Here is a 16,497-nt window from a genome sequence, read left to right as displayed (position 1 = left end):
GCTTCAACGATGATCAGTTACCTATGATCTCCTGGCCACAGTTGTTGGTGTTGGCCGGATTGACAGTGTTGTTGATGAAGGTCACTTCACCCGCAGGCTGGTAGTCAGCGGCATGGACGTTCTGCTTGGCTTCCAGATACTCTTTCAGCACACCCGCATCGACCAGGCCAGCATTGATGGTGTTGATGACAGGATACTTGTCGCCACCCGCCGCGCTGAAGCTCGGGATGGCAAAGCTGTAAGTTGCATTGGCATCGAAGGCCTTGCCACCGATGGAGGCAATGGTGACGCTCTTGGCGCCACAATTGACTTCCATGTTGATGCCGCCAAATTGGGGATAGCCACCGCTGGTCAAGGTCGCGACCTGGCCCAGATAATCGACAAGCTCGGCACCCTTCATGGTTGCTTTGTTAACCGTGTTACCGAAGGGGTGAACGGTGAGCACGTCGCGGTAGGTAATATCGCCGATCTGTATGGACGCACGCACACCACCCGAGTTCACGATGCCAAAATCGGCACCCAGCTTTTGGGCTGTGGCCGTAGTAATAAGCCGTCCCAGGTTGGTTTGCATATAACGAACATTTTTACGCTCCCCCAGCAGGAGGTCATCGGTGGAGGCAATTTTTACGCCTAACTCGGCCTCTCCCTTCTCCTGGAATACTTGCAAGGTGGAGTAAAGTTCAGGGTCCTTGATAATTTCGTCCTGAATAAACTGCACATTGTTATTGGTGTCTTTAATTACCGCGTTCTTGGCATCACGCTTGACCAGATTGACCGGGATGAGTTCATAGCTGGTCAGGGTCAGCTTGCCATTCTGGTAGTCAAACTGGGCGCGACCCACATACTTGCCCCACTCGTGGGCCTGCATGATCCAGGTGCCGTTCTGTTGATCCGGCAGGCAGTCGTCCCCCGGCTGGAAGCTGGCGTACTTGTCCGGAGTGCCCGGCTCCATGCAGACCGGGTTCTGGGAGTGACCCCCTATGATGGCGTCCAGGGTGCCGGCCGGCAGCGCGCGGGCCATCTCCACATCACCGGGGGCATTGCTGCCGTGCTGGCCATCCGCGTAGTGACCCATGTGGGTGATGGCGAAGACCAGGTTCGCTTCCTTGTTGCTGCGGATCTGCTGACCCAGCTTGGCCGCTTCCGTGGTCGGATCCCGGAATTCCAGGGTCTTGACGTTGTTCGGATCCACCAGCTGGGCGGTATCTTCCGTGGTCAGGCCCAGCACGGCGACCTTGAGGCCGTTGTCCAGCTTGAACACCTTGTAGGGGTCGAAGTAGTGCTTGCCGCTGGCCTTGTCATAGATGTTGGCAGACAGCATGGGGAACTTGGCCCACTCACGCTGTTTCTCGAGGACGCTCAAGGGGTTGTCGAACTCGTGGTTGCCCACCGCCATGGCATCGTAACGGATGCTGTTCATGCCGATGAAATCGGGCTCGGCATCCTGCAGATCGGACTCAGGTACACCTGTATTGACGTCCCCACCGGAGAGTACCAGCACCTCGCTGCCCGCGGCCTTGGCCTCGCCACGCAGACGCTCGACCAGGGTCTTCTGGGCGGCCATGCCATATTCACCATCGGCGTTGTGCCAGAAACGGCCGTGGGTATCATTGGTGTGCAGGACGGTCAGTTTGCAGACATTTTCGGTACAGGGGGCGACACTTTCATTCTTGGAGGAATTGCAACCACTCAGAGCGGCCAGCACAGCCAGTGCGACACTTCCTTTGACTAATTTATAATTCATTTCCATATCACCTTGTTATTTTGTTATTGGACGACCCATGCCTTGGGTCGGGCGGTAATATAACAAACAACCTGTGACGGTTTTTCATCGGCGACTCACAAATTGCGCTAAATGTGATCCTTCGCGCAACCTGTTCTTCTGTCGAAATATCTCCCCGCGCTCTCACCCTATTCACCGCCATTTCACCGAGCCGGGTGGCAGCCATGGCTGCACAGGTTATGGCATAATTCCCGCCAATCGATGCCAAGGAGTGCCGTGAATGGCCAAGTACGACAAGATTTCCCCCGAGACCCAGCAAGAGGCGATGAAGATCGCCCGCGCCAACCAGAGGCCAGGTCAGACCAAGGAGCAGACCCAGCTGATCGCCCAGGGCATCCAGAAGGGCATAGACGAATACAAGAAGCAGATGAAGGCTCGCGCCCGCGAGACCAGCCGCCAGAAGAAGCTGCAGGCCAAGGCGAAGTCGCAACTACAGGGCGAGCATGAGGAAGAGAGCGAAATCGAGATCATCGAGATCCGCCGCCAGCATCCCCTGCCCTGGGTGCTGCTGGGGCTGAGCTGGCTGGCCTTCGCCTGTGGCTGGTACTGGCTGCGCTGAGCCGCTCGCAAACCTTTGCCCTGGGATCGGCTTCACAGCCCGGGGCATGGATGCTGGTCATCCCTGACTCTCGCTGATTACACTCGCCGCCCATCGTCTGGAGAAGCTTTCACATGAACCCGGCCCCCCTCTATCTGCTGGCCCCCCTGGTGCTGTTCATCGTCACCCTGGTGCTCTACCGCATCTCGCCCCTGCGGGCCGTCGCCTCTGGCAGCGCACGCTGGTTTATCCTGCCCGCGTTTACCCTCTTCATCCTGCTGATCGTCATCAATGGTGCGGCCGATCCTGCCCAGCGCAGCCCCGGCTTTCACTGGCTGATGCCTGGGCTCGGCTTTGCGCTGAGCCTGTTCCCGGCCCTGCCCAAGGCGCTGGTGCCCCGACTCGCCATCAAGGAGGGTGCCTTCGCCGCCCTCGGCCTGATGCTGATGAGCCTGGCCATGGTGTATTGACGCAGGCCGTGATCGGCCTGTAACGGCTCAGGAGGCGCTCTGTGACGGGCGCCTCTTGTACAAACAATGGCCTGCGGGCATCTTGGGTGGCAGGAATGCTCGCCAGGAGGCCAGATGACCAACCCGCCCGACTTCATGACCCTGTGGGATTATCAGGATCCCGCCGCCAGCGCTGAGCGCTTCCATGCCCTTCTTCCCGAGGCTCGCGCCGCCGATCTGCAGTATGAGCTTGAGTTGCTGACCCAGATAGCCCGCACCCACTCCCTGCGACGCCAGTTTGCCGAGGCGCACCAGCTGCTCGACGAGCTAGAACCCCGCCTCACGACTGCCACCCCGCGAGCCCGTCTTCGCGCCCTGCTGGAGCGCGGCCGCACCTTCAACTCCGCCGGTGACAAGGCCAGTGCCAGGACGTTGTTTGAGCAGGCCTGGCAGCTGGGTCTCAAGCAGGGTGAGGATCACCTGGCCATAGATGCGGCCCATATGGTGGCCATCGCCGCCCCGCTGGAGGAGCAGAGCCGCTGGCACCAGCTGGCGATGACCCTGGCCGAGCGCAGCCAGGACGAGCGGGCCCGGGGCTGGCTGCCGAGCCTTTACAACAATCAGGGCTGGACTCTGTTCGAACTGGGACGCCTGGCGGAGGCCAGAGCCAGTCAGCAGAAATGCCTGGCCTGGCACGAGCAGCACAACAACCAGGCCAAGGCCTTTATCGCCCGCTGGAGTCTGGCGCGCCTCACCCGGGCGCAAGGCTTGCACGAGCAGGCGATGGAAGAACTGAAGCAATTGCAGGCCGACATGGCCTCCGCCAGCACTCCCGAGGATGGCTATCTGTTTGAGGAGTTGGGGGAAAATGCACTGGCGCTGGATGATCCGGCCACGGCCGAGTATTTCGCACGCGCCTGGTTCCTGCTGTCCCAGGATGGCTGGCTGCAGGCCAACGAGGCCGAGCGGCTGGCGAGGCTCAAGCGCCTCGCCAAGCTCTAGCGAACAACCGAGAGAAAACAACAGGGCGGCCCCTCGGCCGCCCCGCACACCAGCTATCTGCTCTGAATGACGCCTGTCATCCCGATACCGACCTCAGCCCTGGCTTGCTTTTCCCGTCCCTGCTTCTTGCGATAGCGGGATTGGGAAGGAGTGGGCTGAACGTCCATCAGCCCTGGCTCGCCTCCTCCCAGCCCTGTTTCTTGCGATAGATAGTCGAGGGGCTGATCTCCAGCAGGGCCGCCGCCTTGGGGATGTTGCCGTCACAGCTGGCGATGGCCTGCTCTATGGTCTCCTTCTCCACCAGCCAGAGCGGCCGTATGGGGGCCCGGCTCGAGGCCTGGGCGACCACCTCGGTGGTGCTTACCACAGGCAGAGATGCCACGCGGCCCTGGCCGCCATTGAGAGGAGGCGGCAAGATCTCCGGGCTCACCAGCTCCCTGTCGTTGAGCACCACTATGTTGCGCACCACGTTCTGCAGTTCGCGCACGTTGCCAGGCCAGGGGTAGTCCAGCAGCACCCGTACCGCCTCGGCATCGAAGTCTTTGAAACGTTTGTTCTCTTCCTTCGCATAACGCAGCAGAAGATCCCGTGCCAGCAGCAGGATATCCTCGCCACGCTCCCGCAGGGGGGGCAGGCTCAGGGGGATGACGTGCAGCCGGTAGTAGAGATCCTCCCGAAAACGCCCCGCCTTCACCTCCACCAGAGGATCCCGGTTGGTGGCGCAGACGAAACGCACATCCACCGTCTCCAGCTTGCCGCTGCCGACCCGCTGCAGGGTACCGGTCTGGATGAAGCGCAGCAGCTTGCTCTGCAGATCGAGATCCATCTCGCAGATCTCGTCCAGAAACAGGGTGCCACCGTCCGCCAGACTGGCCGCCCCCTTGCGATCCCCCTGGGCGCCGGTAAAGGAGCCTTTCACATGGCCGAAGATCTCGCTCTCCATCAGATCGTGGGGGATGGCGGCGCAGTTCAGCGCGATGAAGGGCTGCTCCCGGCGCGGGCTGCACTGATGGATGGCCTCGGCGCACACCTCCTTGCCGGTACCGCTCTCCCCCGTGATGAAGACGGTCGCCTTGCTCGGCGCCGCGCTCTCTATGATGCGATAGACCGCCTGCATCGGCATGGAGGCACCGATGAAACCGGCGAAGGAGCTGCGCTCGAAGTTCTCCCTATACTGGGCAACCAGGGAGCTGAGCTGCTGATGCTTCAAGGCATTGCGCGCGGTGGCACACAGCCGCTTGCCGTCGAACGGCTTGGTCAGGAAATCGAAGGCCCCGTGGCGCATCGCCTCCACCGCCACGTCCACGGAGCCGTGGGCGGTGATCACCACCACGGAGCAGGGCAACTGCTGCTCGGTGATCTGCTGCAGTATGTCCATGCCGGACATGTCCGGCAGCTCCAGATCCAGCAACACCACGGGAGGCGGGCTCGCCAGCAACTGCGCCAGCGCCTGCTGGCCACAATCGGCCAGCAGTACCTCATAGCCATCCTGGGCCAGGTACTGCTCATAGACGACCGCCAGACTGCGGGTGTCTTCCACCAACAGGACGCGAGGTTTGCTTTCAGCCACGGGATCCATCCTTGCGATTGATTTTGTTGTCTATTCTGCGGGCGATATGTCACACACTCAAGCCATGCAGGCAGGCTTTCTGACAATTCTGGCTACCAGACAAAAGTAAAAACGGCTCCTAGAGGAGCCGTTTTTGTGCAGTTTCCTGCTTATTTCTTCGCGTCGGCAGCGTCGGCGGCCGGCTTCTCGATGGCGAGCAGCTCGACGTCAAACACCAGCACGGCGTTCGCCGGGATGGAGCCTGCACCGTGCTCACCGTAGGCCAGCTTGGACGGCAGGAAGAACTTGAACTTGGAACCGACCGGCATCAGCTGTACGCCTTCGGTCCAGCCCGGGATCACCTGATTCAGCGGGAAGGTGGCCGGCTCGCCGCGATCGACGGAGCTGTCGAACTTGGTGCCATCGGTCAGGGTACCGGTGTAGTGAACCTTGACGATGTCGGTGGCCTTCGGCTTGGCGCCGTCACCCATCTTCTCGACCAGGTACTGCAGGCCGGATTCGGTGCTCTTCACGCCCTCTTTCTTGGCGTTGGCGGCCAGGTACTCTTCACCCTTCTTCAGGTTGTCCACGGCATCCTTGTCAGCCTTGGCCTTGGTCAACTCGTTGATCTTGGCGTCGTATTCCTGCAGAACCTTCTGGATCTCCTCGTCGGTCATGCTCGCTTCCTTGCCCAGACCGTCGGTCACCCCTTTGAGGATGACGGTGTTGTCCAGCTTGATGCCGAGCTCTTGCTGGCGCTCCAGGGTATTGGCGATGTAACGACCCATGGAGAGGCCGATCGCGTAGCCGGATTGCTCTTCAAAGCTCTTGGCTTCTGCCTTGGGGGCCTCTGCGGTCTTGCTGGCCTCTGCCTTCACCTCTGCATTGTTGGCAGCCGGCTTTTCATCTTTTTGGCAACCAGTCAGGCCGACGGTAACGGCCGCGGCCAGCAGGGACACCTTCAGAAAATTGTTCATCAGTTTCTCCAAAACTCTAAATACCGCTCTCGGTTCCTTCATGAAATGAGAGGTTTATAGTGATAAGCGCCTTATACTAACGCCCTGATCGCAGGTAACGAAAGCATGAGACAGGAAAAATGATCAAAAGTGCCATTTATCTCCTCGCGATTTGCCTGATGCTGACGGGTTGCGAACAGAGCTCATCCCCGGACCAGCAGATCCGCCTCGCCAATCAGGGCTTGCTGAGTGCGGATCTGAGTCAGGATGGCCAGCTGGCTATCGCCTCCAGCCTGGGTCAGGGCACTGTGGTGTGGGATCTCGCCAAGGGCCAGGAGCGCTGGCGCTGGCGCCAGTCCGATGACCAGAATGACTTCGTGACCCTCACCCGTTTCTCCCCGGACGACAGCCACGCCATCACGGCAACCCAGCACGCCTTCGCCATCTGGCGGCTGCAAGATGGCCAGTCCCAAGGCTACTACTCCCTTCCTGAATCCAGCCTGAGGGACGCGGCGCTGTCCGCCGACGGCACTCAGGTGCTGATCGGGCGTGAGGATGGCAAGGCGGAAGTGGTGGATACCCGTACCGGTCGCAGGTTGCAGTTCCTCGGTCACAGCGAGCAGGTCAATACGGTAGATCTCTCCGCCAATGGCCGTTACGCCCTCACCGGTGGCAACGACTACAGCGCCTACCTGTGGGATACCCGCTCCGGCCAGGTGGTGTGGCGCTTCAACCACGGCGGACGGGTGGTGATGGCACGGCTGGAGCCAACCGGACGCTACGCCTTCACCGCCGACAGTCATCAGGCCACCATCTGGGATCTCAAGACCGGCAAGGGGCTGAGCCGCCTGCAGTTCGATCACCGCTTCGAGGTCTATACCAGCGCTCGCTTCGCCAATGACGGTCAATGGCTCATCACCGGCTCCCCTTCCCGCCAACTGCTCTTGTGGCGAGTCAGCGACGGCAGCCTGCTGCAGCGCTGGCGCGTCTCCCCTCATCCCAAGGCGAAACCACCGAGCGCTGTGGTCTATGGCATGGCTTTGCGCGACAATAGCCACCTCGTCAGCGCCAGTTCCAGCGGCCTGGCCGAAATCTGGACTATCAAGTAAGGACCAACAGGCCCATGAGTCAGCAACTTAACGATCGCCTCGAGACCCTGGAAAGCCGTCTCGCCTATGCCGAATACACGGTGGAGCAACTCAACGACGAGGTGACCACCCAGGGTCGAGAACTCGATCGGCTCAAGCATCAGATCCAGCTGTTGATCGACAAGCTGCAGAGCGTGCAACCGAGCCAGATCGCCAGCATGGCGGAAGAGACGCCGCCCCCGCACTACTGAGCGCAGCGCCCGTCGCCCATAAAAAAACCCGCAACGAGGCGGGTTTTTTTATGGGGCCAAATGGCCGATCAGTGCTGGTGACCCTTGCCACCGCAACCGCCGCCACCGCAGCAACCGCCGTGACCGTGGTCGTCGCCGTGATCATGACCGTGGTCGTGGCCGTGATGACCACCACCGCAGCAGCCGCCATGGCCATGATCGTGATCATGGTCGTGATCGTGGCCATGGTCGTGACCGCAGCCACCGGCACCGTGCACGTGGCCGTGGGCCAGCTCTTCGGCAGTAGCGGCACGCACTTCCTTGACTTCAACCTTGAAGCCCAGGGTCACGCCGGCCAGCGGATGGTTGCCATCCACCTTGATGAACTCTTCGGAGACCTCGACCACGGTCACCGGGCGGTGGCCATCGTCGGTCTCGGCAACGAAGGTATCCCCTTCAGACACTTCCATGCCATCGAACAGTTCGCCCGGCACTTCTTGCACCAGGTTCTCGTCATACTCGCCGTAGGCCTGGCTCGGGGTCAGGGTGACTTCGAATGCCTCGCCCACGCTGCGGCCTTCCAGCTCGGCTTCGAGGCCAGAGACCAGATAACGGGTACCGTGCAGATACACCAGAGGCTCTTTACCGACAGTGGTGTCGATGACTTCACCGTGTTCGTCGGTGACCGTGTATTCCAGCGTAACCACGCTCAGGGGAGCTACTTTCATGTCAGGGATCCTGCGGATAGAAAAAAACGGGGCCAGAATACCTCAAAAAGGTGGCCAAGCATATGATCTGCCCCGCCTGGGCGTGCCGAAAAATCCAGCAGCCCGGAACGGGGCTGGCCACCTCTGGGAATGAAGGATGCCCCTAGCAAAGGGGCAGGCCTGCCGCCCACCCAGCCTCCCGGGTCAGCTTGCCCGGCGAGCCGAGTGCGAGGCGGGGTTCACTTCCCCCGTCATTCCGGCCTAAACACCCCGATGACCTGCTCGGCTTCGCGGGTCGCCTTATCCACCTCGGCCTGGGTCTGCACCTGGGTATCCCCGCAGTCGACACAGGTCACCTTCTCGACTCCATGCTCCATATACAGCATCATGGTGTCCATCTTGCCGCACGCCGGACAAACTGCACCGGCAATGAAGCGCTTTTTACGTCTGGTTTCCATTTTTGTTACCTCCAGGCAGCATCATATCAGGGTTTTTACATGCATCACGCCATCGAATATCAGCATTTTTCCACTCCTCATCTGCAGATGGGGGCCCGCAAGCGCAGCCCCCTGGGCCAACTGCTGCGGATCACCCGGGGAGCGGCGCTGCTGAGACTCGGCGCCCAGGAGCTGCTGTTGACGGCGGGCAGCCACTTCTGGCTCTGCACCGATGCCCTCGCCGCCTTCACCCCTTTGGCGGGCTGTCAGCACGATCGGCTGAGCTGTTCCGTGCGGGTGGCGCAGCCGCTCCAGGCGGGCTGGCTGCAGGCCACGCCGCTGCTGGATGCCCTGCTGGACAACCTGGCCGGTTGGGACAAGGGGCGCGACTGGCAGGGGGCCTATGGTCATCGCCTGCGGGTCGCTCAGGACGAGCTGATGGCTTCGACCCTGCTTCCCCAGACCACAACCCCGTTGCAGGCGGCCTGGCAGGCCCTGCAGGCAGGGGGCAGCGTCGACGAGTCCGTGTTTGTCGCCGCCGGCCTGGACGTGCAATCCCTGCGCGCCCAGTGGCAGTTGCTGCAGGCCGCTCGCCTGCTGAGAAGCGGCAGCAAGCTGGCACAGGTGATGGACAAGCTGGGTTATCAGGATGAGGCCGTCCTGGCGGATGCCTGCCAGCGCTGGCTCGGTCAGCCCCTGGCGGCCCTGTCACAGCCCTGAGCCGGTGACTCGGGCCGGAAAAAACCGGGGGAAAGGGATCCAGTTTTGCGGCCAGCGGTCGCTAATAACAGACGAGTCATTCTGTTTCGCATCCCCTATGCTGAACACCACCGTTTAGATCAACAGGACATCCGCCATGACGAGCAAGGCCAACCAATCCCAGGGCATGTTGCTGTTTCACCTCTCCGCCAGGCAATCCTTCGCCATCGGCACCCTCAAGGTGAAGGAGATAGTGCCCTATACCCAGCTCACCGCCCTGCCCCACTCCCACCCGACCGTGCTCGGGGCCGCCAACATGCGCGGCACCACCATACCGGTGATCGACATGGCGATGGCGGTGGGCTACAGGCCCATCGCCAGGGAGGAGATGGCCCAGTGCTTCATCATCATCACGGATTGCCGCCGCACCCTGGTGGGCTTCCTGGTACGCGGCATCGACAAGATCACCGAGTGCAACTGGCGTGACATAGAGCCGCCTCCCCCCTCCCTCGGCCACAACGTGTTCGTCACCGGGGTGACCAAGGTCGGCGATCAGCTGATCCAGCTGCTGGACGTGGAGCTGATCCTCTCCCGGGTCTACCCGGACGATCCCAGCCACCTCTATCCGGTGCTGACCGACGTGCAGCGCGAGCGCCTCAAGCCGATGCGGATCCTGCTGGTGGATGACTCCGCCGTCGCCCGCCGTCAGCTGATGGCGGCGCTGGACTACATCAACATCCCCTACGAGGTCTGTACCAACGGCCGTGATGCCCTCAGCCTGATGCAAGCGCGGGCCGCCCAGGGCAACCCCATCGACATCCTGGTGAGCGACATCGAGATGCCGGGGCTGGATGGCTACGAGCTGGCGTTCGAGGTGCAGAGCGATGCCAAGCTGGCGGAGGCCTACATCATCCTGCACACCTCCCTCTCCAGCGAGATCAGCGTGGAGCGGGCCCATCAGGTGGGCGCCCACGAGGCCCTCACCAAGTTTGAAGCGAACGAACTGATCCAGGCCATGCTGCGAGGTGCCGAACACCACGACCGCCTGCCCGCCTGATCCCCGACCTCTGATGACGGTGGCGAGCCAGCCTCGCCGCCGTTTGCCACCTCGCGAGCCCCTTATGTTGATTGAGAGCCACTTCCACGCCCCCTGGTGGGCCCGCAACCCCCATCTGCAGACCATATTGCCGAAGTGGCTGCGCCGGGCGCCCGCCCGCTTCATCCCGGAGCGGTTCGAACTGGCAGACGGGGATTTCGTCGATCTCGCCTGGAGCGGCCCCATCAGCCAGGATGGGAAACCGCTACTGGTGCTGTTCCACGGTCTCGAGGGGAGCATCCACTCCCACTACGCCAAGGGGCTCTTTGCCCATCTGCAGCGGCAGGGCAATGAAGCTGTTTTGATGCATTTCCGGGGCTGCAGCGGCGAGCCGAACCGGCTGTTGCGGGCCTATCACTCCGGTGCCATCGAGGATGCCCAGGCGCTGATCGCCGAGCTGGGCCGCCGCTTCCCCGGCAAGCCCATGGTGGCCATCGGTTACTCTCTCGGGGGCAACATGCTGGTGAATCTGCTGGCGCGGGCCTGCCCGGTGGAACTGACCGCCGCCGTGGTGATCTCGGCGCCGCTGCAGCTGGCGAGCTGCGCGGATCGGGTCAATCAGGGCTTCTCACGGGTCTATCAGAGCTATCTGCTGCGCACCATGCGGGACAACCTGCAGAAGAAGATCCGCCATCAGGCGGCGGCCCAGGCGCGCTGGCAACCGGAGGCGGTCACCCGCATCGCCACCCTGCGGGATTTCGACGAGCAGGTCACCGCTCCCCTGCACGGTTTCGACAGTGCGGATCACTACTACAGGAGCTGTTCCGGGCTCGGCATGCTGGCCCGGATCACCATCCCGACCCTAATCATCCACGCCGCCGACGATCCCTTCATGACAGGGGCCGTGATCCCCACCCCCGAACAGCTCTCCCCCCAGGTGCGCTATGAGCTGAGCCGCCGGGGTGGACACGTTGGCTTCCTGCACGGTTCCCCCTGGCGTCCCCGCTTCTGGCTGGAGGAGCGCATCAGCCAGTGGTTACAGGAGCAGACTCAAGGGGCTATTTGATAGCCGTTTCGTCCCCCGTCCTTGACCCGGTAGAGCGCCTCGTCCGCCCGCGCCAGCAAGGCCTCTATGGTCTCGCCGCGCCGCCAGAGCGCTATCCCCTGGCTCGCGGTGACCCGCTCGGCGACGCTGGAGTCGGCATGGGGGATGGCGCAGATGGCGAGCTCGCCCGCGATCCGCTTCGCCACCGTCTCGGCGGCAGCGGCATCGGCCCCGTACAGCAGGATCACGAACTCCTCCCCCCCGTAGCGGGCCACCACGTCGGTGGGTTCCCGCAGGGAGGTGCTCAGGCAGTCCGCCACCGCGATCAGGCACTCGTCCCCCAGCTGGTGACCGTAGCGATCGTTGAACAGCTTGAAGAAATCCACGTCCAGCAGGATCAGCGCCAGCTTCTCGTGCTGGGCCTGCACCTCCTTCAGGATCTGCTCGCTGACGGTGGCAAAGTAGCGGCGATTCGCCACCCCGGTCAGGGGATCGCTGTTGGCCATGGCATCCATCCGCCGTGCCAGCACCAGGTTGTCGTGCTCCCTCAGCACCGCCAGCTCGAACCAGCCGTTGAGCATGCGTCGCCCAGTTTCCAGCACAATGAGCAGCACCACCACCGACAGCCCGTTGATCATATTGATCGGGGACGGGCTACCGCAGGCCCGTATCAGCACAAACAGCAAGGGAGTGACCGCCAGGCAGTAGAACAGCCGCCCCTCGCTGTAGAAGGCGATGAGGGCCGTCAGCAGCAGCAGACTCACCATGTTGAAGCTCAGGCTGAATCCCCCCTTGGGATCGACCTGGGAGATGGTATGGCCCGTCGATGCCCAGACCACGCCCCAGCACAGGGCGCAGCCCCACAGCCAGGGTCGCCACACGGAGGGCGGCTGACGGGAGAGCCAGCGCCACAGGAGGGGGAGCAGCAGACAGATGCACAGCATGGCGATGAGCTGCCACTCGTAGTGCCAGGGCAGGAGCCCGGTCGGCATCATCTGGGCATCCCAATAGACGTAGAAGCGGGTGATCAGAAACAGGATGGCGATCAGATTGATGATCCAGAACCAGCGCAGCCCCCCGTCCAGGGCTCGGCGACGGGCATCGTGCAGGTGGTGATCGAACCGGCTGGCGAGGCGGCGCTGCTCAACGGACAGCATGGATGACCTCACGGGGACAAACTGCTTGCGCTCGGTGGCCAGACAAAGACAATGTCCGCATACCCATGACCGAAGATGAAACCATGATAATCCCCTGGCAAGAACTGGATCCGGATACCCTGCACAACCTGATAGAACATTTCGTCCTGCAGGAGGGAACCGAATACGGTGAACAGGATGTCAGCCTGGCTGACAAGGTCGATGATGTCAGAAAACAGCTGCGGCAAGGTAGTGCCGTCATCGTCTACAGCGAACTCCATGAGAGCATAAATATAGTTCCTCTGGAGTCCTTACATCGTTTCGCCGCTCCGGACATGCCTGAATGAGGCACATATCTCGCTGCCACGGGTAGCGAATATGACCAACGAGAAGTACCTCCGCAGCATGAACAATAAATTAAGCTGATATGGATAGTGTTTTTCGCTACCCATCAGGATTCCCACGGCCGGGGTCGGCCACAGAACCCACTTGACCGCCCTTTGATCCTCCCCTTATAACGGGACTCCCAAGGAAGAGAGAATTCTATGTCGGCCAAGCATCCCATCATCGCGGTTACCGGTTCGTCCGGTGCCGGCACCTCCACCTCCACCAACGCCTTCCGATCCATGTTCCATCAACTGGGTTACAACGCGGCCGTGGTGGAGGGGGACAGTTTTCACCGCTATACCCGACCCGAAATGGACGTGGCCATCCGCAAGGCCCGGGAGCAGGGGCGCCACATCAGCTACTTCGGCCCGGAGGCGAACGACTTCGGCCTGCTGGAGTCCTTCTTCCAGGAATATGGCCAGAACGGCAGCGGCCAGTACCGTCGCTACCTGCACAGCTTTGACGAGGCGGTGCCCTTCAACCAGATGCCGGGTACCTTCACCCCCTGGCAGGCGCTGCCCGGTGAGACGGACCTGCTGTTCTACGAGGGGCTGCACGGCGGCGTGGTCACCGACGAGCACAACGTGGCACGCCACGTGGACTTCCTCATCGGCGTGGTGCCCATCGTCAACCTGGAGTGGATCCAGAAACTCATTCGCGACACCTCGGAGCGCGGCCACTCCCGGGAGGCGGTCACCGACTCCATCGTCCGCTCCATGGACGACTACATCAACTTCATCACCCCCCAGTTCTCCCGCACCCACATCAACTTCCAGCGGGTGCCCACCGTGGACACCTCCAACCCCTTCAGCGCCAAGGTGATACCGAGTCTGGACGAGAGTATGCTGGTGATACGGTTTCGAGGCATCAAGCAGGTGGACTTCCCCTACCTGCTGTCGATGATCGACGGCGCCTTCATGTCCAGGATGAACACCATAGTGGTGCCGGGGGGCAAGATGGGCTTCGCGATGGAGCTGATCCTGCGCCCCCTGATCCAGCAGCTGATCGAAACCGGCAAGATCACCTGAACCAAGGAGTTCACGATGCGCGCCGCACTTCTCTCGTTATCCCTGGTCGCCCTGCTGGGCGGCTGTACCACAGGTCCTGCCGCTCCCACGGTGGAGACCGGCACCATGGTGGTGCGCCCGGCGGACCACTGGCGCTACGGCGCCACCCCGCGCTATGCCCTGGCCGAACAGTTCCAGTATGCGGGCAACAGCGCTGCCGGCTGGCTGGAGCCGGTACAGCAGGCGGTCAGCCAGGACCTCAACAACCGCGGCTGGCAGAGCGTGCCCCTCGATGAGGCCGATGTCTGGGTTGCCATCGGCGTGGCGGGCAGCAAGGACATGAGCGACGGTGAGATCTTCTCCCGCCTCGGCATGACGCCCGGCCTGCAGGCCAAGGGGGATGCCCGCAAGGGCACCCTCGCCATACTGCTGCTCGACCGCCAGAGCCAGCAGACGGTGTGGAGCAGCGCCATCCAGCTCGCCAGCGACGTGCCCATCGACGACGACAACCGGCGTCAGCTCAGCCAGCAGCTCGCCACCCAGTTGCTGGACGCCCTGCCCCGCTAATCCCCAGAAACACAAAGGCCCGCTCGATGCGGGCCTTTTGACACACCAGACAGACGAGCAGTTACTTGAGCTCGCAGGTGAGCAGGGTCACGCCGTTCTTGACCAGGGTGGCGTTCTTGTCCTGATGGGAGAAGGTGGTCACGCCGTCTGAATAGCTGGACGTCCCCTTGGGAGCCTCGATGCGACCCAGCTTGTGATAAACCCCGGCATAGGGGAACTGCACCATGTCGGCCTGGGCATCATAGGTGATGGCCAGCAGCTCTTCCCCGCACTGGTACTGGCGGTACTGATACTGGGTCGGCTGCGGCATGCTGCAGGCGGCCAGTCCGAACAGGGGAAGCAACATCATTATTTTCTTCATTGTAATTTCCTTATGTCATGGTGTTATCGGCAGATCCAGCTACGCGTATCAAGCCTCAAGGATTTGATAACTATGAGTAATTTCTACGGCTTTTTCCAACATCAGGGAAACTGAACAATATTTTTCCATCGACAGATCCACCGCACGGGCCACCTGCTTCTCGGCCAACCCCTTGCCGGTGACGACGAAATTGAGATGGATCTTCTCGAACACCCGGGGCACGGATTCGGCACGCTCCCCTTGCAGCTCCACGTGGCAGGCGGTCACGGACTGACGCGCCTTCTCCAGGATGGAGACCACGTCGATGGAGCTGCAGCCACCGACCGCCAGCAGGATCATCTCCATCGGGCTGGCACCCTCGCCCGGGTTGGCGCCGTCCAGGGTCACCTGATGACCGGACTCGCTCTCGCCCACAAACTTCATGCCTTCCACCCAGCTGACCTTGGCTTTCATCTCACATTTCCTCTCAATGACGACGGTTCTGACGCCCATAGCATACCTCAAGCAGGGGCCGTGTGGCACATACCCATATTCTTGCGAACTTCCCGCCTAAATAGATCGAAATCAACATCTTTCGATGCTTTCTTACCTAGAATGGCCGGAATGGCGCAGCAGAACGACGCAAGAGGCGACTCGCAAAAGTCCCCGAAGCCTTGTCAGCACAGGCAAAGGCTCTTATTCTACTGCGACCCGATACAAGGAATGGCAAGCGTGGCACCTTGCCCGGACGCACGAGTCCACAAAAATGACACTACAGAGGAAGTCTCATGATCATTGGCAAACCGCAAAGCGATCCCACCCTTGAGTGGTTCTTGTCGCATTGCCACATTCATAAGTATCCCGCCAAGAGCACCCTGATCCACGCCGGCGAGAAGGCAGAAACCCTCTATTACATCGTCAAGGGTACCGTCGCCGTCCTGATCAAGGATGATGAAGGCAAGGAGATGATCCTCTCCTACCTGAACCAGGGTGATTTCCTCGGCGAGATGGGCATGTTTGAAGAGAACGAGAACCCGGAGCGTTCCGCCTGGGTGCGTGCCAAAGGCGCCTGTGAAGTCGCCGAGATCTCCTACAAGAAATTCCGCCAGCTGATCCAGGTCAACCCGGACATCCTGCTGCGCCTCTCCGGCCAGATGGCCAAGCGTCTGCAGCACACCAGCCAGAAGGTCGGCAACCTCGCCTTCCTGGATGTGACCGGTCGTATCGCCCAGACCCTGCTGAACCTGGCCAAGCAGCCGGATGCCATGACCCACCCGGATGGCATGCAGATCAAGATCACCCGTCAGGAGATTGGCCAGATCGTCGGCTGCTCCCGCGAGACCGTCGGCCGCATCCTCAAGATGCTGGAAGAGCAGGAGCTCATCTCCGCTCACGGCAAGACCATAGTGGTGTTCGGTACCCGCTGAGGGCGCAGCCCTTTGCCATCACGCGAACGCCGTCAGATAAAAGGCTGCCCCGGCAGCCTTTTTTGATCGCCTCCCCTATAATCGAACCCCTCCCTGGCCTCAACCAAGCGAGTA

The 16,497-nt window shown here is 61.6% G+C and carries 20 protein-coding genes; 12 read left to right on the top strand and 8 right to left on the bottom strand.

What is annotated here, in order from left to right; genetic code table 11:
- Positions 1 to 13: 13 nt before the first annotated feature.
- Positions 14 to 1,744 (bottom strand): bifunctional UDP-sugar hydrolase/5'-nucleotidase UshA, encoded by a 1,731-nt coding sequence (gene ushA, locus ACT5M9_RS16435; protein ID WP_457980370.1) that lies wholly within the window; start codon positions 1,742 to 1,744, stop codon positions 14 to 16.
- A gap of 259 nt (positions 1,745 to 2,003) precedes the next feature.
- Here ushA and ACT5M9_RS16430 point away from each other — a divergent pair, with 259 nt between their 5' ends.
- From ACT5M9_RS16430 to ACT5M9_RS16420, 3 genes are all read left to right on the top strand, one after another.
- Positions 2,004 to 2,342 (top strand): DUF2956 domain-containing protein, encoded by a 339-nt coding sequence (locus ACT5M9_RS16430; RefSeq protein WP_457980372.1) that lies wholly within the window; start codon positions 2,004 to 2,006, stop codon positions 2,340 to 2,342.
- A 113-nt stretch (positions 2,343 to 2,455) separates the two neighbouring features.
- Positions 2,456 to 2,791: a hypothetical protein gene (locus tag ACT5M9_RS16425; protein WP_100858211.1), complete on the top strand. Its 336-nt coding sequence runs from the start codon at positions 2,456 to 2,458 to the stop codon at positions 2,789 to 2,791.
- 114 nt (positions 2,792 to 2,905) lie between these two features.
- Positions 2,906 to 3,772, top strand: coding sequence for a tetratricopeptide repeat protein (locus tag ACT5M9_RS16420; protein ID WP_457980373.1), 867 nt, complete (start codon positions 2,906 to 2,908; stop codon positions 3,770 to 3,772).
- A 166-nt stretch (positions 3,773 to 3,938) separates the two neighbouring features.
- Here ACT5M9_RS16420 and ACT5M9_RS16415 read toward each other — a convergent pair whose 3' ends face one another.
- Together ACT5M9_RS16415 and fkpA are read right to left on the bottom strand one after the other, a co-directional pair.
- Positions 3,939 to 5,342: a sigma-54-dependent transcriptional regulator gene (locus ACT5M9_RS16415; protein ID WP_457980375.1), complete on the bottom strand. Its 1,404-nt coding sequence runs from the start codon at positions 5,340 to 5,342 to the stop codon at positions 3,939 to 3,941.
- Between the two features lie 149 nt (positions 5,343 to 5,491).
- On the bottom strand, positions 5,492 to 6,298 hold the full coding sequence (gene fkpA / locus ACT5M9_RS16410) for an FKBP-type peptidyl-prolyl cis-trans isomerase (RefSeq protein WP_438550374.1): 807 nt from the start codon (positions 6,296 to 6,298) through the stop codon (positions 5,492 to 5,494).
- 119 nt (positions 6,299 to 6,417) lie between these two features.
- Between fkpA and ACT5M9_RS16405 the strand changes: the two genes are divergently transcribed.
- On the top strand, positions 6,418 to 7,386 hold the full coding sequence (locus ACT5M9_RS16405) for a WD40 repeat domain-containing protein (RefSeq protein WP_457980377.1): 969 nt from the start codon (positions 6,418 to 6,420) through the stop codon (positions 7,384 to 7,386).
- Between the two features lie 14 nt (positions 7,387 to 7,400).
- Positions 7,401 to 7,616, top strand: coding sequence for a SlyX family protein (locus ACT5M9_RS16400; RefSeq protein ID WP_349921220.1), 216 nt, complete (start codon positions 7,401 to 7,403; stop codon positions 7,614 to 7,616).
- Between the two features lie 68 nt (positions 7,617 to 7,684).
- On the opposite strand, the gene ACT5M9_RS16395 is transcribed toward ACT5M9_RS16400, so the two are convergent.
- Both ACT5M9_RS16395 and ACT5M9_RS16390 read right to left on the bottom strand, forming a co-directional pair.
- Complete coding sequence (locus ACT5M9_RS16395; RefSeq protein WP_457980379.1) at positions 7,685 to 8,323, bottom strand: FKBP-type peptidyl-prolyl cis-trans isomerase; 639 nt, start codon at positions 8,321 to 8,323, stop codon at positions 7,685 to 7,687.
- Positions 8,324 to 8,553: 230 nt separating this feature from the next.
- A complete protein-coding gene (locus tag ACT5M9_RS16390; RefSeq protein WP_033130616.1) occupies positions 8,554 to 8,760 on the bottom strand; it encodes a YheV family putative zinc ribbon protein in 207 nt (68 codons plus the stop codon).
- Between the two features lie 39 nt (positions 8,761 to 8,799).
- Here ACT5M9_RS16390 and ACT5M9_RS16385 point away from each other — a divergent pair, with 39 nt between their 5' ends.
- From ACT5M9_RS16385 to ACT5M9_RS16375, 3 genes are all read left to right on the top strand, one after another.
- Complete coding sequence (locus ACT5M9_RS16385) at positions 8,800 to 9,459, top strand: hypothetical protein (protein WP_438550377.1); 660 nt, start codon at positions 8,800 to 8,802, stop codon at positions 9,457 to 9,459.
- Between the two features lie 136 nt (positions 9,460 to 9,595).
- On the top strand, positions 9,596 to 10,495 hold the full coding sequence (locus ACT5M9_RS16380; RefSeq protein ID WP_438550378.1) for a chemotaxis protein: 900 nt from the start codon (positions 9,596 to 9,598) through the stop codon (positions 10,493 to 10,495).
- Positions 10,496 to 10,559: 64 nt separating this feature from the next.
- Entirely contained in the window at positions 10,560 to 11,540 is a 981-nt protein-coding gene (locus ACT5M9_RS16375; RefSeq protein ID WP_457980381.1) for a hydrolase, read from the top strand.
- Here ACT5M9_RS16375 and ACT5M9_RS16370 read toward each other — a convergent pair.
- Positions 11,525 to 12,676: a GGDEF domain-containing protein gene (locus ACT5M9_RS16370; RefSeq protein ID WP_457980383.1), complete on the bottom strand. Its 1,152-nt coding sequence runs from the start codon at positions 12,674 to 12,676 to the stop codon at positions 11,525 to 11,527. The genes ACT5M9_RS16375 and ACT5M9_RS16370 overlap by 16 nt on opposite strands.
- Positions 12,677 to 12,759: 83 nt before the next feature.
- Here ACT5M9_RS16370 and ACT5M9_RS16365 point away from each other — a divergent pair, with 83 nt between their 5' ends.
- The 3 genes from ACT5M9_RS16365 (at position 12,760) to ACT5M9_RS16355 (ending at position 14,616) form a co-directional block, all read left to right on the top strand.
- Positions 12,760 to 13,002 (top strand): YheU family protein, encoded by a 243-nt coding sequence (locus ACT5M9_RS16365; RefSeq protein WP_438550499.1) that lies wholly within the window; start codon positions 12,760 to 12,762, stop codon positions 13,000 to 13,002.
- 198 nt (positions 13,003 to 13,200) lie between these two features.
- Entirely contained in the window at positions 13,201 to 14,070 is an 870-nt protein-coding gene (locus tag ACT5M9_RS16360; RefSeq protein ID WP_438550381.1) for a phosphoribulokinase, read from the top strand.
- A gap of 15 nt (positions 14,071 to 14,085) precedes the next feature.
- Positions 14,086 to 14,616: a DUF4136 domain-containing protein gene (locus ACT5M9_RS16355; RefSeq protein ID WP_457980385.1), complete on the top strand. Its 531-nt coding sequence runs from the start codon at positions 14,086 to 14,088 to the stop codon at positions 14,614 to 14,616.
- 61 nt (positions 14,617 to 14,677) lie between these two features.
- Here the strand turns inward: ACT5M9_RS16355 and ACT5M9_RS16350 are convergent, their stop codons facing one another.
- Entirely contained in the window at positions 14,678 to 14,977 is a 300-nt protein-coding gene (locus ACT5M9_RS16350; protein WP_438550383.1) for a hypothetical protein, read from the bottom strand.
- Positions 14,978 to 15,025: 48 nt separating this feature from the next.
- Positions 15,026 to 15,430: an OsmC family protein gene (locus ACT5M9_RS16345; protein ID WP_349921210.1), complete on the bottom strand. Its 405-nt coding sequence runs from the start codon at positions 15,428 to 15,430 to the stop codon at positions 15,026 to 15,028.
- Between the two features lie 314 nt (positions 15,431 to 15,744).
- Between ACT5M9_RS16345 and crp the strand changes: the two genes are divergently transcribed.
- Complete coding sequence (crp, locus tag ACT5M9_RS16340; RefSeq protein WP_025328082.1) at positions 15,745 to 16,383, top strand: cAMP-activated global transcriptional regulator CRP; 639 nt, start codon at positions 15,745 to 15,747, stop codon at positions 16,381 to 16,383.
- The last annotated feature ends 114 nt before the right edge of the window (positions 16,384 to 16,497 follow it).

This window comes from Aeromonas sp. AE23HZ002T15 (genome assembly GCF_054165525.2).
Note: the sequence above shows the minus strand (reverse complement) of the source record. Positions and strands in the feature narration are given on the sequence as shown.

Coding starts and splice junctions, on each gene's coding strand:
- ACT5M9_RS16395 (WP_457980379.1), bottom strand. CDS start 8,323: ATGAAAGTAGCTCCCCTGAGCGTGGTTACGCTGGAATACACGGTCACC.
- ACT5M9_RS16400 (WP_349921220.1), top strand. CDS start 7,401: ATGAGTCAGCAACTTAACGATCGCCTCGAGACCCTGGAAAGCCGTCTC.
- crp (WP_025328082.1), top strand. CDS start 15,745: ATGATCATTGGCAAACCGCAAAGCGATCCCACCCTTGAGTGGTTCTTG.
- ACT5M9_RS16345 (WP_349921210.1), bottom strand. CDS start 15,430: ATGAAAGCCAAGGTCAGCTGGGTGGAAGGCATGAAGTTTGTGGGCGAG.
- ACT5M9_RS16380 (WP_438550378.1), top strand. CDS start 9,596: ATGACGAGCAAGGCCAACCAATCCCAGGGCATGTTGCTGTTTCACCTC.
- ACT5M9_RS16390 (WP_033130616.1), bottom strand. CDS start 8,760: ATGGAAACCAGACGTAAAAAGCGCTTCATTGCCGGTGCAGTTTGTCCG.
- ACT5M9_RS16375 (WP_457980381.1), top strand. CDS start 10,560: ATGTTGATTGAGAGCCACTTCCACGCCCCCTGGTGGGCCCGCAACCCC.
- ACT5M9_RS16355 (WP_457980385.1), top strand. CDS start 14,086: ATGCGCGCCGCACTTCTCTCGTTATCCCTGGTCGCCCTGCTGGGCGGC.
- fkpA (WP_438550374.1), bottom strand. CDS start 6,298: ATGAACAATTTTCTGAAGGTGTCCCTGCTGGCCGCGGCCGTTACCGTC.
- ACT5M9_RS16405 (WP_457980377.1), top strand. CDS start 6,418: ATGATCAAAAGTGCCATTTATCTCCTCGCGATTTGCCTGATGCTGACG.
- ACT5M9_RS16385 (WP_438550377.1), top strand. CDS start 8,800: ATGCATCACGCCATCGAATATCAGCATTTTTCCACTCCTCATCTGCAG.
- ACT5M9_RS16430 (WP_457980372.1), top strand. CDS start 2,004: ATGGCCAAGTACGACAAGATTTCCCCCGAGACCCAGCAAGAGGCGATG.
- ACT5M9_RS16370 (WP_457980383.1), bottom strand. CDS start 12,676: ATGCTGTCCGTTGAGCAGCGCCGCCTCGCCAGCCGGTTCGATCACCAC.
- ushA (WP_457980370.1), bottom strand. CDS start 1,744: ATGAATTATAAATTAGTCAAAGGAAGTGTCGCACTGGCTGTGCTGGCC.
- ACT5M9_RS16425 (WP_100858211.1), top strand. CDS start 2,456: ATGAACCCGGCCCCCCTCTATCTGCTGGCCCCCCTGGTGCTGTTCATC.
- ACT5M9_RS16360 (WP_438550381.1), top strand. CDS start 13,201: ATGTCGGCCAAGCATCCCATCATCGCGGTTACCGGTTCGTCCGGTGCC.
- ACT5M9_RS16350 (WP_438550383.1), bottom strand. CDS start 14,977: ATGAAGAAAATAATGATGTTGCTTCCCCTGTTCGGACTGGCCGCCTGC.
- ACT5M9_RS16420 (WP_457980373.1), top strand. CDS start 2,906: ATGACCAACCCGCCCGACTTCATGACCCTGTGGGATTATCAGGATCCC.
- ACT5M9_RS16365 (WP_438550499.1), top strand. CDS start 12,760: ATGATAATCCCCTGGCAAGAACTGGATCCGGATACCCTGCACAACCTG.